Source organism: Pedobacter terrae (assembly GCF_900100705.1).
GTDB classification, from domain to species: domain Bacteria; phylum Bacteroidota; class Bacteroidia; order Sphingobacteriales; family Sphingobacteriaceae; genus Pedobacter; species Pedobacter terrae.
Window position 1 is genome coordinate 18,784 of sequence record NZ_FNCH01000010.1, and the last position, 17,664, is coordinate 36,447.

The following is a 17,664-nucleotide window of genomic DNA, read 5'->3' on the forward strand; positions in this document are numbered from 1 at the left end:
GCGTTAGAATTTGATGTTTAAGTTAAATCCGTATGTACGTGTTGTGGGTAGCGATGCCTGCTCGTAGCCGGTTAGGTTATCGCCGCTTGAGGCTATTGCTTCGGGATCAATATTTGGCGTATATTTCTTGATGATTAATACATTACGACATACGGCAGATAGTACTAAGCTTTTCACATATTTTTTATTGATAAATTTAGACAAGTCGTATCCCAACGAAAGGTTTCTTAACTTCACAAAGCTCGAGCTGTAAATAAAGGGATCCAGGATATTTGTTGAACGATAATTTGCGTAAAAATCTTCTGCGTTTACAGCGGTGGTGTTTGGTAATCCGTCAGTAGCATTTACGCCAGGAAAAATAACGCCACCTTCACGTCCAGGTAATGATTCTTTTGATAAACCTTCTCTTAACAAGTTTAAACTTGTGCTCGAGAGCACTTTACCACCTGCTTTATAATCAATATGGGCAATAAAGGTAAAGCCTTTGTAATTCAATGTATTCAACCACCCTCCTGTTGCTGTAGGAAGGCCACTACCAAAATTAACTGGTTTATCACTTGCTACGGGTTTGCCTCCCGATAATACAATGTTTCCGGAAGCATCACGCTTGTAAGTTGAACCTACAATTTGGTTAAGGGGTAAGCCTACCATGTGAACAATAGACCCAAAAAACTCAGGACTTCCTACTACCAATTGCGATTGGTTGTTCGCTAATGATAATACTTTTGAAGAGTTGAAAGCAGAGTTAAAAGCCGTTTTCCAGGTAAAGTTTTTGTTTTGGATAGGTATTAATTCCAGGTTAAATTCTAATCCTTTATTGGCCAAACCACCTAAATTAACAAGCGTTGTGGCATATCCGGTTGCTGCAGACAGGCTTATCGGAACGGCTTGATTAGTCGTTTTTTTATCGTAAGCAGCTACGTCCAGGTTTACCCTGTTGTTGAACATGCGTAACTCGATACCAATTTCTTTTTCATTTACACCAAAAGGCTTAATTTGGGTATTTGGCGAAGCTGTTCCGTTTATACTGCCTAAGGGAAGCCCGTTGAATGAATTCTGAGCAAGCAAAAATGTTAATGCATTGTAGGCACCAACGCCCTGGGCGCTTCCCGTTTCTGCAATAGCAACTCTCAACTTTCCAAAATTTAACCATGTTGTTTTTGGAAGTAACTCTGAAAAAACGAAACTTCCGCTAATGGAAGGGTAAAAATAATGATCTATATCTCTGGCGAGTACAGAATACCAGTCTGTACGGCCGGTAACATTCAGGTATAATAAATCTTTGTAGGAAAATTCTGCAGTACCATACAATGAATTTACGGTTTGTTTAGTGAGGTTATAACTCGAATTTGCCGTCACACCATTTCCAATTGTATATAGATCTCTGATGTAAAAGTTGGTTACTGCCTCGTTAAATGTCGACGTAATTAAAGGAAAGTTATTACCACCTACCGTTGCATTAAATGAAAAATCTTTCCACTTATGCCCTCCACCCAGCAGGAAGTCAAAATTATTTTGGCGTGTGTTTGATGTACTTATCCCGTAACTACCGTTGTATAGCCCTGTTGGTGCTGCAGATACAGCCAGCGTACCCGTTGGCGTGTTAGATTCATAGGTTGTTTGCAAAAGATCCATATTGGCCCTGCCCTGCAAATACAACCAATCGAAAAACTGGTAACGCACCACAGCAGTACCCAACAAATGATCTTTGGTTTGTCTTTGAAATTGGTTGGCCAGGATCCAGTATGGGTTGGTAATGGTAGCAAACCTCGACGTAGGGGTTTCATTTCCATTGGCATCTATGGCGCCGGCCTTCAGTACATCGAAAGAGATGGAGTTGGCCAACCTGTAAATTGATGTTGGAATTGAATTGCCCTGTACACCTACAAGTGGCGGATTGTTATTAAACTGGTGATCGTAGTTCACATAAAACTGTGCAGATAATTTTTCAGTAAGTTTATAATTAATACCCACGTTAAAAATCTTCTTGTGAAAATCGTTGTTTGGCACGATACCCTGAGCATCCTGATTAGCAAGCGATACGCGGAAACTTCCTTTATCATTACCACCAGAAATGGCCACGGTATTACTCCATGATGGTGCAAGTCTAAAAAAAGTTTTTATCCGGTCTTTAACAGGCGCATACGGACGCTGAACGCCGTCGAACTGATAGGTTGGTACATTATCAAATGGCACACCAAAACTCCAGGCACCAGAACTTTGCGCCGTGCCTTGTGATGAAGGACGAATGTTATTCTCCCCTTGCCCGTATTCGTATTGAAAATCTGTAAAATCCAGTGCCTGGTTTATGGTAAAGTTAGAATTAAACTCAATCCCTATTCCGGTATTTGTGGATCCCGATTTTGTGGTGATAATAATCGCGCCGTTAACCGCACGCGAACCATACAAGGCTGCAGCAGTAGATCCTTTGAGCACAGTCATCGATTCGATATCATCCTGATTGATCCCTTGTAAATTATCGCCCTGATCTACATTTTGTGTGTAACCATTACTGCTGCTTGCACCCTGCGACATGGGCAAACCATTGATTACAATGAGCGGCGAATTATCTGCAGTGAAAGACGATTGGCCACGCAAACGGATCTTGGTGCTTCCGCCTGGCCCGGCAGCGGGTGGCGATACGTCCAATCCGGCCACCTGGCCTTCAAGCGCATTGGCCAGGTTAGTGGTGCGGTTGGTTTGTAAGGCCTGTACATCGGCTTTCTGAGCGGCATAACCTAAGCTTTTCGCTTCCCGCTTGATACCGAGGGCAGTTACAATCACCTCATTTAAAGCATTGGTAACCGCCACCATTGAAACATTAACAACGGTTTTTGCATTTACCGTTATTTCTACTGGCTTATAACCCACAGATGTGAACACCAATACGGCATTGTTATTGACCACATTTATAGTATAACCGCCCGATGAATTGGTCACAACAGCATTCCGCGTTCCCTTTTCAGCAACGCTAACACCGGGTAAACCAACGCCATTTTCATCGGTAACTTTACCTGTAATTCCGATATAAGCAACGTTTAACGTTTTGTCTGTTACCGTTTTACTAAAAACCGCGGTGCTTAACCCACCAGCTGATGCCATTATGGGCTCGAAAAGCAGGAATAACGTTAACACGGTATAGACAAATACCAGTGGAAGTAATTTTTTTTTCATAATTTATAGTTTGGTTAGAATTGGTTTTTTAATAAGCAGCTTATCTATCGCCGAAAACATTATATCATCAGTGCAGAACACAAGCAGTATGAGCAAGGGGCCGAGGTTGGGACTTTAAGTAAATCTATCTCATATAAAATATTGGTTAGTTAATAATCGCTGTTTAGATAATTTGAGGCTAATATGATTAGGAAAATATCTTGTTTGAAGAAATAGTAGTAAGCGTATAAGCATTACATTCTTTTATATTTGGTTGTGAAACAGTTCTGTTACTGAAGCAAATAAAGAGAACTTTAATGAAAAGCAATTTCAGTATTACCGCAAAAAATTGTAACATATTAACATAGATACTTCTTTTCGGTATTGGTTGCCGCCTGATAAAACATCATAAATCTATCTGTTTATCAATTGCTTACGAGATTATTTTGATATAAAACCAATCTGATGCCCAAATAATAGGACCTGGCGTTGTTAATATAACCAACTAATAATAGCTTTTAGATGTGCTTTATATTGCACATAATTTTTAATTTCATGTTATAGATAACCAATTATAAACATGAAGGCTACATTAAAAAAGACTACTCCAAACCCGGAGCATTCTTTTAATATCCATAAAGATATCGGACATGCGATATTAAGCGCCTGGCATTATCATCCCGAGTGCGAACTGTTAGTGGTTAAAAGAACCTACGGCACCTGCCTCATCGGCGATTACGTTGGTCCTTTTAAAAATGGTGATGTATTTTTATTTGGATCAAACCTGCCGCATACTTTCCGGTGCGAACAGGAATATCTGGAAAAGGATACCGATAAAATTGGAGAAACCATCGTGGTTCTTTTTCAAAACAATATCTGGGGCGATACATTTTTGAGTCTTCCTGAAATTAGTCCGATTGTTAAACTGCTAAACACCAGCAAACTGGGTTTGCGTTTAAGCGGCGTAACCAAACGAAAAGTTGGCAAAATAGCAGAGGAAATGCTTAACGAATCGCCTGCCCGTAAATTGATCAGTTTATTGTCTGCTTTAGAAATCATAGCGGCTACGAAAGAATATGAAATCATATCATCCAATGGTTTTAACCTGGAAGTAAACAGCATCGACCAAAGCCGCATTAATACCATTTTTGAATATACTTTTAATAATTACCACCAAAAGGTAGCATTAGAAGATGTAGCGGCACTAATTAACATGGGAAAACACTCTTTTTGCCGATACTTTAAATCCAAAACCAAAAAAACATATATCCAGTTTTTAATGGAAGTAAGAATTGGAAATGCCTGCAGATTATTGGTGGAAGAAGAATTTAACATGACTGAGGTGGGTTATGCCTGTGGTTACAACAATATCTCTCACTTTTACCATCAGTTTAAAGCACTTACCAAAAAAAATCCAATGGATTACCGGTCAAATTATATTAAAACGGAAGAGAAGAAATTTGCTGAGTAGCCTCAGTTAGATTTTAATATTCATTTAAGCGATTTAATATTGCCGTCTGCGCTCATTGTGTTACACATCTAAATTAATTAGTATTTGTTTTAGCAAACATACCTGGGCAATCGTCATGCTGAATTTATTTCAGCATCTTTCCTGCAATAACAAACTTTGATCTTGAAACTATAGTTTGGAGATAAATGTTTATTTTTTTCCGCTCTATGCCGCGGCGGCATGGTAGTTTTTCGCAGAGGCAGTTGTTTTTCATTTGTGCTCAAGAATGCTACGCATTTTGGAGCGCCAAAGTACCCAAAGCGCTCTATCATCCGATAGCTATCGGATCCATCAATGGGCCATTTACACCATCCTATACACATCAAAAAAACAGCGGCACTCGTTTTGTGTTCAATACTTCTTTAAAACTTTAGATGATCATTGATGAACACAAAACCACTGCGTTTTAGGTTTGGCAATGCCATTTGCCTCATTCTGCACCTGTTTTTTTGATTTTTCCGGCCCTTGGGATTGACGGTGTTCTTCGGTTAAAACAATGTGTTATTTGAGGAAGCTGGCAAAACGCCTAAAAACTTAACCTCGAAAGATGTGCCAACAAGATAAGCCTAAGCGGGAAAGACGACAGCTTAAGCTCACGCTCGTTTCCAAACGAGCGTTGAATAATAATGTGTTTTAAACACAAAATGATAAAATCGTTAACTACTTCCGCACTCGTTAAAAACGAGCGCATGCCTAAACATTATGTTTGCCACGGAAGCACGGAAAATTTTAATTTCCTCCGTGACTTATGTGTTTCCGTGGCTAATTAATTTTTTCACCAATTTTAAAAGCAATTTAACTGTTAACGTAACTGCAAATCGTTTAGTTTAAGGCGAATTAACGGCCAAAAATTAGTTTTAATTATGGCTAATCTCTAACCAATTAAACCATACAAACCCCTAATTTCACTATCGCCGCATTTTATTGTATTATATTAACATTATGCCGTAAATATGCTTTAAAAGCACTTATTTGCTTTAGCGTTTACCGCCTGGATACGTAAATCAAGTTTAATCTAATTTTCTATCCAAAAACTTAACCAAATCATTATTATGAGAATCTATAATACCTTAAGCGGGATTATTATCAACCACAATAATCAATATTTTTTAAGCGAAGAAAAAAACTGGGATACATTTGTTAACAGGAGTAACCTATTTAATGTAGTGAATAACGAGTTGCAAAATCTCCAACCTAACGAAGATTTACAAGCGCTTACCCATTCTGCTATTTTAACCCCCATCGGTAGCCAGGAAGTATGGGCATCGGGTGTAACTTATTTCCGGAGCCGGGAAGCCAGGATAGAAGAATCGAAAGATGCGAAAGGTGGCGATTTTTATGCCCGGGTATATGATGCAGACCGGCCCGAACTTTTTTTTAAATCACCAGCTTACCGCACAGTCGGCCCCGGAGAAAAGATCCGCATCAGGGCGGATTCTAAATGGAATGTACCTGAACCCGAACTGACCTTGTTTATTTGCTCAGCAGGCAGTATAGAAGGATATACGATAGGTAATGATGTATCATCAAGAGCTATTGAGGGCGAAAACCCGCTTTACCTACCACAGGCAAAATCATACAATGGCGCTACCGCTTTAGGTCCTTGCCTCTTGGTGGCAGAAAAACCGATAGATCCGGACGCCCATATCGGTATCGAAATATCCAGAGATGATACTGTTATCTTTAAAGAGGAAATATCCATTAATCAGATGAAACGCAAGCACACCGAATTGGTAGATTACCTGTTTCGTGAACTGGATTTCCCGCATGGAACTTATTTAATGACCGGTACCGGAATCATCCCTGCAGATGATTTTACGCTACAAAGCGGAGATACGGTAAAAATCACCATTTCGGAGATTGGCTCCCTGATCAATGTAGTTGCCTGATAATATGGACAAACAAATGTTAGGCTCCTCACCCCTCCCAGCGCGAGCGAGACCATTGGATTAATCCGTCCGCTAGCCAAAAAACTAAATAAAGAATTAAAAATAATACCACTAGTATATTCTGGATATGACACCATATAGAAGTTCAACCTGGTTTGGAAAAAAAGATAAAATGGGCCTCATCTACCGCAGCTGGATGAAAAACCAGGGCATGCCCGAAGATATGTTCGACGGCAGGCCGGTTATAGGCATCTGTAACACCTGGTCTGAACTGACGCCCTGTAATGCCCACCTGCGCGATATTGCCGAAAGTGTTCGTCGCGGGGTATTGGAGGCTGGTGGCTTTCCGTTGGAATTCCCCATCATGTCGTTAGGTGAAACGCTCTTAAAACCCACCGCGATGTTGTTCCGCAACCTGGCCAGTATGGATGCTGAGGAATCAATAAGAGGCAACCCTATTGATGGTGTAGTATTGCTTACGGGCTGCGATAAAACCACCCCTTCTACCCTAATGGGCGCAGCCAGTGTAGATCTGCCAACCATTGTAGTGCCTGGCGGCCCCATGTTAAACGGAAAATACCATGGCCAGGACATTGGCTCCGGAACCAGTGTATGGAAACTGACAGAAGACTTAAAAAGAGGCGAAATTACTTATGATGAATATGCAGAAGTAGAAAGTTGCATGTCGCGTAGTCCGGGCCATTGCATGACGATGGGGACGGCCTCGACTATGGCCTGCATGGTAGAAGCGCTGGGCATGAGCCTTACCGGTGGTGCATCAATCCCTGCAGTTGATTCCCGGCGCAAGCGGCTTGCCCAGCTATCGGGAAGGAGAATAGTTGAAATGGTTAAAGAGGATTTGAAAATGTCTAAAATACTCACCCGCGATGCTTTTGAAAATGCCATTAAGGTAAATGCAGCCGTGGGCGGTTCCTCCAACTTTATTATCCACCTCACCGCTATTGCCGGGCGTATGGGGGTAGCACTCAATTTAGACGATTTTGATGATATTGGCAGCAAAATGCCGCTTCTCGTGAATCTGATGCCATCAGGAAAATTTTTGATGGAGGATTTTTACTATGCCGGGGGTATACCTGCTGTTTTAAAACAAATGCAATCGGTGTTAAAAATGGATACCCTAACCGTAAGTGGTAAAACGCACGCAGAAAATATTGGTAATGGAGGCATCAACTACAATAAAGAAGTGATTTATGAATTTGAGCAGCCTATTATTCCCGAAGCCGGAATCACCGTATTGAAAGGTAACCTTGCCATCAACGGAGCCGTAATCAAGCCATCTGCAGCAACGCCAGCATTAATGCAACACCGGGGCCGGGCCGTCGTGTTTAAAGATATTGAAGATTACCATGCAAGAGTAGACGACCCTGATCTGGATATCGACGAAACCTGTGTAATGGTTTTGCAAACCGTTGGTCCGGTTGGCTATCCTGGTATGCCCGAGGTAGGCAACATGACCCTACCCAAAAAGCTGCTCGACAAGGGCATCACCGATATGGTCAGGATCTCAGACGGTAGGATGAGTGGTACCGCTTATGGCACAGTTGTACTGCACGTATCGCCAGAGTCGGCCATTGGTGGCAATTTAGCCTTGGTAGAAAATGGTGATATCATAGAACTGGATGTAGCCAACAAACGGATCCACCTGGAAGTAAGTGATGACGAATTGGCCATCAGGCGGAGCAATTGGGTACAGCCTCCTCTCCTTGCCACACGTGGCTATGCAAACTTATACATCAAGCATGTGCAGCAGGCAGATAAAGGTGCTGATTTAGACTTTTTAGTAGGCGGATCAGGTTCTACCGTAACCAGAGATTCCCATTAACAGCAACATGGACGTACTAATTCTTTTGGGCTGTATCGTGATGCTGGTACTATTAATTGCCTGGGCAAAGGTGAATACTTTCCTGGCATTTTTAATCGTATCGGTAACGGCCGCTTTATTGTTAGGTATGCCCGCCACGCATATTCCGCAAACAGTTAATAAAGGATTGGGAGACACCTTAGGATCGCTGGCCATCATCATTGTTTTGGGCGCTATGCTCGGCAAACTCGTTGCTTTTAGTGGTGCCGCGCAAAAAATAGCCTCGGTATTAAAAAACACATTCGGTTATAGATACATCACCTGGGCCATGTCGTTAACCGGTTTTATAGTAGGCATCCCCTTATTTTACAATGTTGGCTTTGTATTGCTCATACCCATTATTTTTTCGGTAGCCTATAACTACAGGTTACCACTCGTATATGTAGGTTTGCCTATGCTGGCTTCGCTATCTGTGATGCATGGTTTTTTACCACCACATCCATCGCCCATGGCTTTGGTAACCCAGTTTCATGCAGATCTGGTGAAGACCTTTATTTATGGTTTAATCGTGGCTGTACCGGCTATCGTTATTGCAGGACCTATTTTCGCAAAAGCATTGATCAAAATGCAATCTAAGCCAACGGTTACGCTACAGGCCAATGACTTGCCCGATCATGAATTGCCTGGGATTGCCAATAGTATAATCTCCGCGTTGTTACCGGTACTGATCATTTTAGGCACCACCCTGATCAGCAGACTATGTAGCGGCCACGTGGCTATTGTAAATTTTGCCAGGTTTATTGGTGATCCAACCATGGCCATGATATTAACCATTTGTATTGCCACCTACACCCTCGGGACGAGGTTAGGTAAAAAGCTAACCGACATTATGGTTATTTATGTTGACGCAGCAAAAGATATCGCCATGATCCTCTTCATCATCGGTAGCGCAGGGATTTTGAAACAGGTTTTTGTAGAAACTGGTGTAAGCAACAGCCTTGCAGCCATTTTGCAAGGGTTAACGCTACCGCCTTTGTTACTGGCCTGGTTAATCACCGCGGTGTTGAGGCTTTGCCTGGGTTCGGCTACCGTAGCTGGCCTCACCGCTGCTGGTATCGTTTTTCCGCTTATTGGGCCTCATGGTGCCGACCCCAATTTAATGGTACTCGCCGTTGGATCAGGAAGCCTGTTTTGTTCTCACGTAAATGACTCTTCTTTTTGGCTCTTCAAAGAATATTTGGGATTATCCATCAAACAAACATTTTTATCCTGGTCGCTGATGGAAACACTGGTTTCCGTTATCGGACTTATTGGGATATTGATTTTGGATCAGGTAAAGTGAAATTTGGGGATTGAGGGGTGTATACATTATGATTGAGTTATTTTGGATATGATTGTAATTTTATAGCTTAGGCCTTTATCAGGTTGTTTTTGTAACCAGCCGTTGAGGATTGCATGAATAACCATTTTTTGTCTGTATGGAACATATTAAAAAACAACTTGAAGAAATTTATCCATTGAGTGATCAGGACTGGCAATCCTTTTATGCCAAATTAACAAAACAGGAATTTTCGAAAGGTAGTCTAATCTTAAAAGAAGGGCAACAAGAAAATTATCTTTCGTTTATTGACCGGGGCATGATTCGTTTTTACATCCCAGGAATTGATAATGATTTGACCTTTGGTTTCAGTTTTGAAGGCGAGTTTACAAGTGGATATGATTCCTTTCTAACGAGAACAGGTTCTCTATATGCAATTGAAGCGCTAACAAATACAACACTATGGCGCATTACCTATGATGATTTGCAGACCATTTATAACACCACGAGCATGGGCAATGTAATTGGTAGATTTTTCAGCGAGCGATTATTTTTATTAAAATTTAAACGGGAATTATCGTTGCTACGTGATACTGCAGAACAGCGATATATGAAATTGTTCGAAGAGCGTCCGAACCTAATCCAATATATACCATTAAAATATATTTGTTCTTACATCGGAATTACTCCACAGGCATTGAGCAGGATACGAAAGCGTATTTCTTAACCTGGGTTCATTGTTTCGTTTTTGTTCTGCTTGCATCTTTGTAGAAAAAAAAGAAAATGAAACCATTACTTGTTCTTCTTATCGTATTTATTATATCAATTATTATTAATAAAGTTGCTTTTGGAAATTACAACTTCGCTTTATCAGGAAGAATTTCCTTATCAGCAATGCTGATTTTTACAGCAGTTGGTCATTTCGCATTCAATAAAGGGATGACTTTAATGATACCTGATTTTATACCTTTTAAAGCTGCTCTTATTTATCTGACAGGAGTTATAGAAATCTTGTTTGCTATGGCACTTTTCTTTCCAGCCTATCGGATACCAGCTGGTTGGTTGATTATTGTTTTTTTATTATTGTTACTGCCCTTCAATATCTATGCCTCTATAAAGCATATCGATTATCAGAAAGCAACATTCGATGGCAGTGGAATAGGCTATCTTTGGTTTAGGATACCGTTACAAATCGTATTTATTTTATGGACTTATTTTTCCACTATAAAACATTGAGCCACGTACTGGCAATGCTTGGTCTTTATTAAACAACTTTTAAGTCGCTTATTTTTATATAATTCCGCTGGGATTGGCTTAGTCTTTCTTCGCCCGAACGCAGTTCCTGGTCTTTTCCGCATCGAACCAACACGCATAACATGTTGATATTTTGAACTATATAATGTACAATTTTAATCACCATCCTTTACCCGCTCCCTGATCAGCCACGTAGCCTCGAACAGTTTAACCAATTGCTCGTAAACGGTAATGACTTCAAATTTAGAAAGTCTTTCTTCCATGAAGGAGGTGTTAAGCGCATCATGAAGCCAGGTGTGCAGGATTTTTTTGTACCCATCCGGTTGATAGATGCTGAACATTTTCTTTAGTACAGATGAAGGCTTTACGATCTCGCGAATGCTAAGGTTTTGAGGATAGTTCCGTAGCTTCTTCTTTTCCGTTTTGATGTAGCATTTTGCGGGTTCCCTTTCCTGTTTGTGATCGAAGTCAAGCCGGCCAAGCTTTCGGCCTTTTAAGAGCCACGCGGCTTCGATCAGCTTTATGGTTAGTTCGTAATTGTAAACAAGGAAGGCTGGGCTACACCTTTTTGGTTCTTCAGATTCAAACGCAACATCGTTTCGCCAGCGTTTTAGCATCTTCAAATGATTGGGCAGCCATGCGTGACTGAAAAACTCGTGTACCACTTTTATCGGATCCACTGTTTCATCATGGTTAAGATAAACGATCCTATTAGCTGAGGTATTTTTTGTTTGCTTCTTCATCGCCTTTACCTATTGATCTGTAATATTTTTTCGATCTGTACCTGATCGGTGTTTTTTAAGGCTGCATCATCTGATGCCGATTTAGCCAGCAGTGCTATTTTTTCGTTGCACATCGTATTGGCCAGCAAAATAAAAGAAGCAACCCGTTGATAAAGAGATTCCGCATCGTGCCTGGAAACTCTAAAATCATCTTTATAGCGTGAGCCGGAATAACTTTTAGCCATGATATCAAATAGCTTTTCATCTTCGGGAGTAGACAGGAAAAGTTGAAAAGGCTTTTCAGAAAAGCAGGTACACAAACGGAGCAGGCGGTAAAGGTTATGGAACTCCGAACGGTAAGCAATATGAACCCTCAATAGGCAGATGCAAGTTTGTTCTACAGCCTGATGAAGCATAAAGGCACAAATCCCAAACTGTTCCTTCTCCAGGCATTCGGATGCGCACATCAGAAATCCATCAGCCAGCGGTATACGGTGTTCGTAATGTTTGAGTGCCTTGATTGCACCTTTTGTGGGAATAAATGCAGCTATTGGATCGTGGTCTAACAATCCATCCTTACTATAGAGCAGTTTTCCATAGGTAAGCACGCTGATAAAAAAGCGGCTGTTTTGCTGTACCGCTTCCACAACCGATTGCCTGCTATGACCGATTAGGGTTATCGTTCCATGCTGATAATAGGTGTTGGCAAAATCCTGCATTTCGTAATCTATTCGGGTTGCCGTTTCGGTAATTACCAACAGGCAATAATCACATTTAAAATGATTTTGATTATCGGTAAAACAGCCTTGTGAATGATGCGTATAACTATTCTGCAAAAAGCTGAAGATCTGTAACGGTTCGAACTTTTGGGCAAGCCGCTGGATAAACGCCCTGAAATGGACAGCCTGTTCGGCTTCTGCTGATAATTTTGGTTCCATATTGATCTCATTTAAATTTCTTTTAAATGAGTCTTAGGATTAACAGAATCATAAATGTGGGATCTGCCAACCATGGTTACATAAAAGTTTCTGAAGCCTTACGTCAACATGGATTTACAGCAGATCCCACATCTATGCGGATATACAAATATAGCACATCCAGCCATAGATATGGTATTTTTCTGCTGTCTTGCGTTGACGGCTTCAGATTTTGTAACCGCAAGACTCTTATAATTACTATTATTATTTCGACACTAATATAAACAAAAAACAATTACCACGCTATAGCACGGCAAATATTTTTTATTTATTGCTTACTTAGCCATCAAATGGCGCAACTTACCGAAATAGAACAATATGTTATTGATAAAGTCAAGGAGAAAAGAATTCAAGCTGGATTAACGCAAGCTGTACTGTCGGTAGCCATGGATCTAAATCCTAAGTTTGTGGGTAATGTCGAACGTTCTAAGACTGATGATAAATATAACATCAATCACCTAAAAAAGATTGCAGAAATTTTGGGCTGTTCAATAAGGGAATTCTTTCCAGAGTAAATCCCCCTCTGTTCGTAGAGTTAAGCATAGCGTCTCTACGGATATAGAGAACTTATAAACTCAAATAAAATCGAGTCATGGACTCTTTTCTATTTACTAAGCCATAGAACCCTGCGAAACTCTTAGGACAGGTATTGAACATCACTTTATCAAAAAATTACTTTGCCCTTTGAGTAACCATAAGTAGACTCTATTTTCAAAACAACTTCTTCGCCTGTAGCATATTCATAACAGTACTTTGTTTCTATGTAGATGTTTTTACCATCAATTTTATAAAGGTCTTTGCCTTTTTTTGTTAGAGAGACCACATATTTTCCAACATCTAATTTGATAGGAGTTAACAATACACTCACTTCTTTCACGCCGTCTTCGGTGAGGGCTTTTGTATTAGCATTTAAGTCGGTAGATTGATATAAATCTGCAATGTCATACTCTGATGTTTTTGATATATTAAAGGATGCTAGCATTATAATTCCAATTATGCCTAAGGAGATTGTTGAGATGGTTCGTTTCATACAGGTTAATTTTAGATTACTTAAAGTCGAAATGTAAGAAATTCTTTTGAATGATAATAGAGTATTAATCATGATGCATGGTACCGTCTACTTTAAACAAAAAAATATAGATTTCTTTACTTCCCCTCTCTCCGTAGTCTATAATATAAATAAAAGAGTCATATTTTTAATATCAGCACTTATATGACTAATAAAATAGATTTCAAAGTTGAGCAAAGCTAATTCAAATTTCGTAAACGAAGAACTGGAGAACCATACAGATGTTGTTAGAGAAAGGATATTTCAAATGATCTCTTAAAATCTTATACATAAAATTGGCATTTTAGAACCAATTTTGGACCTTAAAACTTAACGTAAATACTTAAAGATCATCGGGTTTATATCCAATCCGTTTTCTGGGAGGATTAGGGTGCTCCTGTTTTTCAAGGAGTACATCAAGATAACGAAATACGATTTCCATATTTTTATCCTGATTGTCGAGCTTGTTCTTGATCTTTTCAATCTCCAAACGGATTTCCATGTTATCCATAAACATATGACGGATACGGGTGAATATGCGCATGATCTGAATGTTAACCGCTATCGCCCTGTCGCTATTAAGTATGCCTGAAAGCATAGCTACACCTTGTTCGGTAAATACTTTGGGGGCTTTTCGTGTTCCGCCCCAACTTGATGTTCCATTTTGGAACATCAAGTTTTTAAATTCTTCATCGGTTAATTGAAACATAAAGTCTTCATCTGGGAAGCGCTTTAGGTTTCTGCTGACCGCTTTATTAAGATTACGGGTTTGTACCTCATATAGTTCAGCAAGATCGCTGTCAATCATCACTTTCATACCTCTGATATGATAGATTTTATTCATTACGATCTCATCAGGGACTAACAATCCATTAGTTTCTCCACTCATATCTTTTGATTTTTATGGTAAATAATAAACTCAATATTCTTGTGGATGACTAACTTAAATTTATGTCTAATATCAAATAATTGCTAATTTATTTTTCAACAAGATCATATCTTTGCTCACCCTGATATCCAAAATCTTCTTTCAATGCTAGGTAGTCTGATGCTCGAGTGCCCGGGTCATCAATTGATAATTTCTCCTTTATTATTGGCTAACTTCTCCCGCCATTGCTGTATTTGTTCAGGTGTTTGTTTTAACCAATCTGTTACCTCACCAGTAATTTTCAGGGGCGCCTGGGTACGGTAAGAACGCGTTAAATTACCGGGAAACTTTTTGTTGGTCACATTCGGATCATCCTCAAAACTGCCTGTGGGTTCAACGATGTAAACCCGTTCAGCACCTTCGCCACGAGCCAGCGCAGCAGCAAGTCCGGCGCCGTTAACCAATGCCGTAAAGTAAATGTGATTCATCACCAGTTCTGACTGATAGTTGGAAGTGCGGCCTGCGGTCAACAAATCACCAACTTGTAAATCGGCTCTTGTTCCATGATAAAAAGGTCCTTTATCAATGGGTTGGCTTATGGAGGCTAAAGCTAAACCATCATACCTTTCTGCCTTTTCTATATCGCCGAGGAGTTTATAATTTTCAGCAATGGCCGAATATAAGTTCGTTATAAACGAACCTTTTGTTGATTCATTATCAGACTCAAGAGCATGTCCCAATGCAGTTTCATACCATTTAATTTTATCAGGAATAGCTGTTTGCTGCCTCGCGATGTACCAGGCTGAAATAGACTTTTCAAAATCGTCTGCTGCTTCATTCCAGGCCTGAAGAAACGTTTCAGCAGCTTCATCCACATGGCCTGTTTCATTCAGGTGCATGCCTTTCATTAACAATTTGATGACCGGATTATTGGGATTGAACTCCATTTTTAAAATTTTTTTCATAAAAATAACGTAAAAAACCCGATTACGATGCCCACTCCTGTTTTGTAGGGCATAATCACAGGGAAATCGCTTTCGGTTTTATTAGTAAACCATATAGAGATTTTGTCGGCAAATAAATTATTGTACATTTGTATTGACTGACTAAACAGTCACTAAAATAAAATATGATAACAAAGGAAATAGCAGAAAAATATTTCAATGCAATGGTTGCTGCAAACTTCGATGAAATGAATAATTTAAAAACGCCTCAGTGTGTTTATTGGCTAAGTGGTGAGGGATCGTGGCCATTCGGAGGTTTACAATCAATGGAAAATCAGGCGAAGTTATGGAGCATCGTAGCAGAACGATTCCCTGAGGGAATGAAAATGACACTCCAATCTATTACGGCAGACGAAGAGCGGGCAGCGCTTCATGTTCATATCCGTGGAAAGCGAAAGGATGGCCGTATTTACGAAAACGATGTGATGTTGCTTTTAACGTTTAAGGAAGGCTTAATCAGCGGGCTTTACGAATATTTGGATACCATTATGGTCAATGAATTATTCTGTGGCCCGATGGATGATGTAAATTAATTAGTCAGTAACACCAGGAATGTGATCGGGTATATGATACGCTCCGATTGCTTTCCAAAAATTACCTTAGCATGGATAAAAGAGAAAAACTACTCCAAACCGCATTGGAATTATTTGTATCACAAGGATTTAATGATACACCAACAAGTAAAATTGCAAAAGAGGCAGGCATCGCCACCGGGACTTTGTTTTATTTTTTCCCGACTAAAGATGAGCTCATCATTTCACTTTATTTAAAATTAAAAGGGCAGGCGGCAGAAAGTATAAGTGTTGCACTGGCAGAAGTTAAATCAACAGAGGAAGTCATCAAAACTTACTATGAAGAATCGCTGAAATGGTCGCTTCGTAATCCAAACGAATTTTCATTTCTTGCGCAGTTCTCCAATTCGCCCTATCTGAAAAGAATTGGTGCTGATGAAATTTCGGCGCAGACAGCCCCTGTATTACAACTTTTGGCTGAGGCTATTGAGGAGCAACAAGTGGTTGATATGGATGTGAAATTATTATATGCTTTGATCAGTAACCAGGTATTTGGTGTAAACCAATACTTGTCTTCAAATAAATTCACCAAAAAAGAACAACAAAACATCATTGCAGATACATTCCTGCTATTTTGGAAAATGATTGAACGCTGATAAGCAAGGTAATAGAAATGAAAATAATAGTAACAGGCGCCACAGGAATGATTGGCGAAGGCGTTTTGATGGCCACTCTCGAGAATCCAAATATTACCGCGGTATTGATGGTAAATAGAAGGGCTTCTCCATTAAAGCACCCTAAACTTGCTGAACTGATTGTAAAAGATTTTACAAATCTAAGTGCACATAGCACTCTACTGACTGGCTACGATGGCTGTTTTTACTGTGCAGGAATAAGTTCTTTTGGTATGGGTGAACAGCAATACAACCACATCACTTTTTATACCACAATCGTGTTTGCAAAGGAACTTGCGCGTCTTAATCCAGATATGGTTTTCTTCTACTTATCTGGAGTTTATGCAGATAGTTCGGAAAATGGAAAAATAATGTGGGCGAGAATAAAAGGCAAAACAGAAAATGCATTAAATGAGCTGAGTTTTAAAGCCGTTTACAGCTTCAGGCCAGGTTTTATTATGCCGTTGAAAGCACAAAAAAACGTCAGGTTGATTTATAAGGGACTGAGGTTAATCTACCCTTTTGTTTTTCCAAATAAAACCTTAACCTATGAAGAAATCTTAACTGCATTAATTCGAATATTGATAGTTGGATACGACAAAAATATTTTAGAAATAAAAGATTTGAAATTAGTCGCGAAGCAGGTTGAGATGGATGACTAAAATTTGCGGTGATCAAAGTTGTTTGCAGGTACCGAAAAATAAGTTGATATGCATTGTCTGAACCTTCCAGAATTGAGGCCAGGCCTCCCCTTCTTTTTGAACCAAAAAGGCATAAAATTAAAATAGGCTGTATTAAAAAGATTTACGCTGGCTTACTAAAAAAAATATTTTGGGACCTCGTCATTCCCAATTTAATTGGGAATCCTAATGCTATTGCAAAGTGCATTAGATTAGCTTCGCTCAGCACTTTG

16 protein-coding genes are annotated in these 17,664 nt (G+C 39.8%); 10 read left to right on the forward strand and 6 right to left on the reverse strand.

What is annotated here, in order from left to right; all coding sequences use genetic code 11:
* Nucleotides 1-3: 3 nt before the first annotated feature.
* Entirely contained in the window at nucleotides 4-3,174 is a 3,171-nt protein-coding gene (locus tag BLR60_RS13645) for a SusC/RagA family TonB-linked outer membrane protein (RefSeq protein WP_090500753.1), read from the reverse strand.
* 559 nt (nucleotides 3,175-3,733) lie between these two features.
* Between BLR60_RS13645 and BLR60_RS13650 the strand changes: the two genes are divergently transcribed.
* From BLR60_RS13650 to BLR60_RS13675, 6 genes are all read left to right on the forward strand, one after another.
* Nucleotides 3,734-4,624 (forward strand): AraC family transcriptional regulator, encoded by an 891-nt coding sequence (locus tag BLR60_RS13650; RefSeq protein ID WP_090500755.1) that lies wholly within the window; start codon nucleotides 3,734-3,736, stop codon nucleotides 4,622-4,624.
* 1,091 nt (nucleotides 4,625-5,715) lie between these two features.
* Entirely contained in the window at nucleotides 5,716-6,552 is an 837-nt protein-coding gene (locus tag BLR60_RS13655) for a fumarylacetoacetate hydrolase family protein (protein ID WP_090500759.1), read from the forward strand.
* A 127-nt stretch (nucleotides 6,553-6,679) separates the two neighbouring features.
* A complete protein-coding gene (locus BLR60_RS13660) occupies nucleotides 6,680-8,395 on the forward strand; it encodes an IlvD/Edd family dehydratase (RefSeq protein ID WP_090500761.1) in 1,716 nt (571 codons plus the stop codon).
* A gap of 7 nt (nucleotides 8,396-8,402) precedes the next feature.
* Complete coding sequence (locus tag BLR60_RS13665) at nucleotides 8,403-9,716, forward strand: gluconate:H+ symporter (RefSeq protein ID WP_090500763.1); 1,314 nt, start codon at nucleotides 8,403-8,405, stop codon at nucleotides 9,714-9,716.
* A 136-nt stretch (nucleotides 9,717-9,852) separates the two neighbouring features.
* Nucleotides 9,853-10,419, forward strand: coding sequence for a Crp/Fnr family transcriptional regulator (locus tag BLR60_RS13670; RefSeq protein WP_090500765.1), 567 nt, complete (start codon nucleotides 9,853-9,855; stop codon nucleotides 10,417-10,419).
* 56 nt (nucleotides 10,420-10,475) lie between these two features.
* The gene (locus BLR60_RS13675; RefSeq protein WP_090500767.1) at nucleotides 10,476-10,928 is read left to right on the forward strand and encodes a DoxX family protein; all 453 of its coding nucleotides are present in this window, start codon (nucleotides 10,476-10,478) and stop codon (nucleotides 10,926-10,928) included.
* A gap of 173 nt (nucleotides 10,929-11,101) precedes the next feature.
* On the opposite strand, the gene BLR60_RS13680 is transcribed toward BLR60_RS13675, so the two are convergent.
* Together BLR60_RS13680 and BLR60_RS13685 are read right to left on the reverse strand one after the other, a co-directional pair.
* Entirely contained in the window at nucleotides 11,102-11,689 is a 588-nt protein-coding gene (locus tag BLR60_RS13680) for a hypothetical protein (RefSeq protein WP_090500768.1), read from the reverse strand.
* Nucleotides 11,690-11,694: 5 nt separating this feature from the next.
* Nucleotides 11,695-12,606, reverse strand: a complete 912-nt coding sequence (locus BLR60_RS13685) for a HEPN domain-containing protein (protein WP_090500770.1) — start codon at nucleotides 12,604-12,606, stop codon at nucleotides 11,695-11,697.
* A 329-nt stretch (nucleotides 12,607-12,935) separates the two neighbouring features.
* On the opposite strand from BLR60_RS13685, the gene BLR60_RS13690 reads away from it, so the two are divergent.
* Complete coding sequence (locus tag BLR60_RS13690) at nucleotides 12,936-13,160, forward strand: helix-turn-helix domain-containing protein (protein WP_090500771.1); 225 nt, start codon at nucleotides 12,936-12,938, stop codon at nucleotides 13,158-13,160.
* Between the two features lie 149 nt (nucleotides 13,161-13,309).
* On the opposite strand, the gene BLR60_RS13695 is transcribed toward BLR60_RS13690, so the two are convergent.
* The 3 genes from BLR60_RS13695 to arr all read right to left on the reverse strand — a co-directional run bounded on the left by BLR60_RS13695 (nucleotide 13,310) and on the right by arr (nucleotide 15,160).
* Nucleotides 13,310-13,675 carry a hypothetical protein gene (locus BLR60_RS13695; RefSeq protein ID WP_090500773.1) on the reverse strand — a complete coding sequence of 122 codons (366 nt, stop codon included), beginning with the start codon at nucleotides 13,673-13,675 and terminating at the stop codon, nucleotides 13,310-13,312.
* 361 nt (nucleotides 13,676-14,036) lie between these two features.
* On the reverse strand, nucleotides 14,037-14,582 hold the full coding sequence (locus BLR60_RS13700; RefSeq protein ID WP_090500775.1) for an ORF6N domain-containing protein: 546 nt from the start codon (nucleotides 14,580-14,582) through the stop codon (nucleotides 14,037-14,039).
* A gap of 179 nt (nucleotides 14,583-14,761) precedes the next feature.
* Nucleotides 14,762-15,160, reverse strand: a complete 399-nt coding sequence (gene arr / locus BLR60_RS25450; protein ID WP_394333571.1) for an NAD(+)--rifampin ADP-ribosyltransferase — start codon at nucleotides 15,158-15,160, stop codon at nucleotides 14,762-14,764.
* 530 nt (nucleotides 15,161-15,690) lie between these two features.
* On the opposite strand from arr, the gene BLR60_RS13710 reads away from it, so the two are divergent.
* From BLR60_RS13710 to BLR60_RS13720, 3 genes are all read left to right on the forward strand, one after another.
* Nucleotides 15,691-16,098, forward strand: coding sequence for a nuclear transport factor 2 family protein (locus tag BLR60_RS13710; protein ID WP_090500777.1), 408 nt, complete (start codon nucleotides 15,691-15,693; stop codon nucleotides 16,096-16,098).
* Nucleotides 16,099-16,169: 71 nt separating this feature from the next.
* Nucleotides 16,170-16,733 (forward strand): TetR/AcrR family transcriptional regulator, encoded by a 564-nt coding sequence (locus tag BLR60_RS13715; protein ID WP_090500779.1) that lies wholly within the window; start codon nucleotides 16,170-16,172, stop codon nucleotides 16,731-16,733.
* Nucleotides 16,734-16,750: 17 nt separating this feature from the next.
* Complete coding sequence (locus BLR60_RS13720; protein WP_090500781.1) at nucleotides 16,751-17,413, forward strand: NAD-dependent epimerase/dehydratase family protein; 663 nt, start codon at nucleotides 16,751-16,753, stop codon at nucleotides 17,411-17,413.
* Nucleotides 17,414-17,664: the final 251 nt, after the last annotated feature.

Excerpts from the sequence above, each read along its gene's own strand:
- BLR60_RS13650 (WP_090500755.1), top strand. The coding sequence starts at position 3,734 with ATGAAGGCTACATTAAAAAAGACTACTCCAAACCCGGAGCATTCTTTT.
- BLR60_RS13710 (WP_090500777.1), top strand. The coding sequence starts at position 15,691 with ATGATAACAAAGGAAATAGCAGAAAAATATTTCAATGCAATGGTTGCT.
- BLR60_RS13655 (WP_090500759.1), top strand. The coding sequence starts at position 5,716 with ATGAGAATCTATAATACCTTAAGCGGGATTATTATCAACCACAATAAT.
- BLR60_RS13690 (WP_090500771.1), top strand. The coding sequence starts at position 12,936 with ATGGCGCAACTTACCGAAATAGAACAATATGTTATTGATAAAGTCAAG.
- BLR60_RS13670 (WP_090500765.1), top strand. The coding sequence starts at position 9,853 with ATGGAACATATTAAAAAACAACTTGAAGAAATTTATCCATTGAGTGAT.
- BLR60_RS13645 (WP_090500753.1), bottom strand. The coding sequence starts at position 3,174 with ATGAAAAAAAAATTACTTCCACTGGTATTTGTCTATACCGTGTTAACG.
- BLR60_RS13700 (WP_090500775.1), bottom strand. The coding sequence starts at position 14,582 with ATGAGTGGAGAAACTAATGGATTGTTAGTCCCTGATGAGATCGTAATG.
- BLR60_RS13720 (WP_090500781.1), top strand. The coding sequence starts at position 16,751 with ATGAAAATAATAGTAACAGGCGCCACAGGAATGATTGGCGAAGGCGTT.
- BLR60_RS13715 (WP_090500779.1), top strand. The coding sequence starts at position 16,170 with ATGGATAAAAGAGAAAAACTACTCCAAACCGCATTGGAATTATTTGTA.
- BLR60_RS13695 (WP_090500773.1), bottom strand. The coding sequence starts at position 13,675 with ATGAAACGAACCATCTCAACAATCTCCTTAGGCATAATTGGAATTATA.
- BLR60_RS13675 (WP_090500767.1), top strand. The coding sequence starts at position 10,476 with ATGAAACCATTACTTGTTCTTCTTATCGTATTTATTATATCAATTATT.
- BLR60_RS13685 (WP_090500770.1), bottom strand. The coding sequence starts at position 12,606 with ATGGAACCAAAATTATCAGCAGAAGCCGAACAGGCTGTCCATTTCAGG.
- BLR60_RS13665 (WP_090500763.1), top strand. The coding sequence starts at position 8,403 with ATGGACGTACTAATTCTTTTGGGCTGTATCGTGATGCTGGTACTATTA.
- BLR60_RS13660 (WP_090500761.1), top strand. The coding sequence starts at position 6,680 with ATGACACCATATAGAAGTTCAACCTGGTTTGGAAAAAAAGATAAAATG.
- BLR60_RS13680 (WP_090500768.1), bottom strand. The coding sequence starts at position 11,689 with ATGAAGAAGCAAACAAAAAATACCTCAGCTAATAGGATCGTTTATCTT.